Consider the following 1,306-nt stretch of genomic DNA (forward strand, 5'->3'; position numbering starts at 1 on the left):
CTTGGGACAGATTGAGGGCCTACAGATCGTTGGCGTCCCCGCGTTTTGGGCGGTGCTCTTTGGTGCAGGAGGATGAATCCTCGTCGCAAAGGATGCGCTTCTCGGTCCGTTGCTGGGGTTCAATGTTATGCTACAATGAGTGAGTCAACGCAGGCTGGGCGCGTTTGCATGTGCGGCTTGTCGAGTCAGCTGTCGGTGGACACCACAGACTGCTGCGATCTGTGACGACTTCATTGTCGCACTGGAGAAAGGATGAAACGATGGCAGACGTGACATTTGAGGTGAAATTGCCGCCTGATTTGCTGCGGTTCGGATACGATCAGGCGCGTGTACAGAACAGTGTCAAAGAATGGCTTGTACTATCGCTATTTACGGATGAAGCCATTTCATCGGGAAAGGCGGCACAACTGCTTGGGATTTCTCGGGTGGAATTCCTGGCCTTGCTGCGGAAGCGGGGCATCGCATACATCGACTACTCACCCCAAGAGTTGGAAGACGAGTTCGAAACAGTTGCAACCATGGCACGAGATGAGTGAACAGCGATGATTGTTGTATCAGATACAACACCGCTCATTGGTTTGGCTTCGATAGGTCGATTTGAACTGTTGCGAGAGCTATTCCAAGAAATCTGTATTCCGCAAGCTGTGTACGATGAGGCAGTGGTATTTGGTCGCGAGAAAGGTGGCGCCAAGCGGGAAGTGATAGGAGCCAAGTGGATCAAGGTGATAGAAGTGAAAGACCGGTTGGCGGTGGAAGTCCTTCTCGATGAACTCGATCTAGGAGAAGCGGAAGTAATCGTACTGGCGCGAGAAATCAAAGCGGACTGGGTTCTCATGGATGAGAGGAAAGGGCGGCGAAAACTGGATCAGTTGGGATTACGAAAAGTTGGCACCATCGGCATTTTGCTGAAGGCCAAACAGATGGGACTTATCCAGGTGCTTCGGCCTGAATTAGAGCAACTTAGGGCGAAAGGGTTCAGCGTAAGCCAGCGAGTGGTTGATGCTGTGCTAGAGCAAGCGAATGAGAAGTGAGTTCCCTAACTGGGGCTGCACAGCCCGTTCTGTGTTAACAGGAGTTATACAATCCCCCTTCATTGCAATCCCTCCACCGCTAGAGCAGAGGGCGACGCTCATCCGAGCCTCCACCTTCACGGACGAATACGCCTGAGACCCTATGGACGCGTACCTGTTGTTCGTTCAAGGCCTGATGAGAAAGGCTAACTACCTGGTCAGTTGCAATGCTGACCTTCTGTAGCCGGGCCTGTAACGCTTTTGCAACGCACCATGGGCTAGCATAGGCATGAGAC

At 52.5% G+C, this 1,306-nt stretch carries 2 protein-coding genes; both read left to right on the forward strand.

Annotated elements, in window-relative coordinates; translation table 11 throughout:
- The first annotated feature begins 260 nt into the window (after positions 1–260).
- On the forward strand, positions 261–536 hold the full coding sequence (locus tag D6694_09405; protein RMH41081.1) for a UPF0175 family protein: 276 nt from the start codon (positions 261–263) through the stop codon (positions 534–536).
- Between the two features lie 6 nt (positions 537–542).
- The gene (locus tag D6694_09410; GenBank protein ID RMH41082.1) at positions 543–1,031 is read left to right on the forward strand and encodes a DUF3368 domain-containing protein; all 489 of its coding nucleotides are present in this window, start codon (positions 543–545) and stop codon (positions 1,029–1,031) included.
- Positions 1,032–1,306: the final 275 nt, after the last annotated feature.

It is taken from the genome of Gammaproteobacteria bacterium (genome assembly GCA_003696665.1).
GTDB lineage: Bacteria > Pseudomonadota > Gammaproteobacteria > Enterobacterales.

Bases quoted from the DNA above. Each gene is read 5' to 3' on its own strand.
- D6694_09410 (RMH41082.1), top strand. From the start codon at position 543: ATGATTGTTGTATCAGATACAACACCGCTCATTGGTTTGGCTTCGATA.
- D6694_09405 (RMH41081.1), top strand. From the start codon at position 261: ATGGCAGACGTGACATTTGAGGTGAAATTGCCGCCTGATTTGCTGCGG.